The 754-nt window shown below is 68.8% G+C and carries 1 protein-coding gene; it reads left to right on the top strand.

The annotated features are described in order from the left end of the window. Positions 1-148: 148 nt before the first annotated feature. Positions 149-754, top strand: a 606-nt coding sequence (locus DAI20_RS19395) for a dienelactone hydrolase family protein (RefSeq protein WP_108252882.1), incomplete at its 3' end; no start/stop codon positions are given.

A 754-nucleotide genomic window follows, 5' to 3' on the forward strand; every position in this document is an offset into this window, starting at 1 on the left:
GGGGCCGGGGCCTGAAAGGGCGCCAGTATACCGGGGTTGGCGACCTCGCTCTGAATGGCCAGCCGCCCGATCACGCACAGCCGCTGACACCGCGCTAACCCGCGCAGCACCGACAATGCGGGTCTGTTCCCGCAATGAGGTAGAAGCAATGGCCGAGTGGATCACCCTGGATACGCACCACGGCGCGGTACGGGCCTGGCAGGCCCTCCCTGAAGGCACCCCGCGCGGCGGGCTGGTGGTGGTGCAGGAAATTTTCGGCGCCAACCCGCACATCCGCGGCGTAGCCGAGCGCTTCGCGGCCGAAGGCTACGCGGTGCTGGCGCCGTCCTTCTTCGACCTGGTTGATGGCGCAGAAGCCGATCCGGATGCCCTGCCCTATGACGCCGACGGCGTGAAGCAGGGCCTGGAACGGGTGAGCGCGCTGGGCATGGAGAAGGCGCTGGAAGTGGTCCGCGCGGCGGCCACCCGGCTGGCCCCCTACGGCAAGGTCGGCACCGTCGGCTACTGCTGGGGCGGCACGGTAGCGATGCTGTCCGCGCTGCGCCTGGGCCTGCCCTCGGTCAGCTACTACGGTGCGCGCAACGTCCAGTTCCTGGATGAGACGCCCAAGGCCCCGGTGATTTTCCACTTTGGCGCCCAGGACCGCAGCATCCCGCCGGAGGCCGTGCAGGCCCACCGGGAGAAGCTGCCGCAGATGGCCACCTACGTCTATCCGGCCGATCACGCCTTCAACCGGGAGGTCGGACATGCGTAT

It is taken from the genome of Planctomonas deserti (assembly GCF_003067705.1).
GTDB classification, from domain to species: domain Bacteria; phylum Actinomycetota; class Actinomycetes; order Actinomycetales; family Microbacteriaceae; genus Planctomonas; species Planctomonas deserti.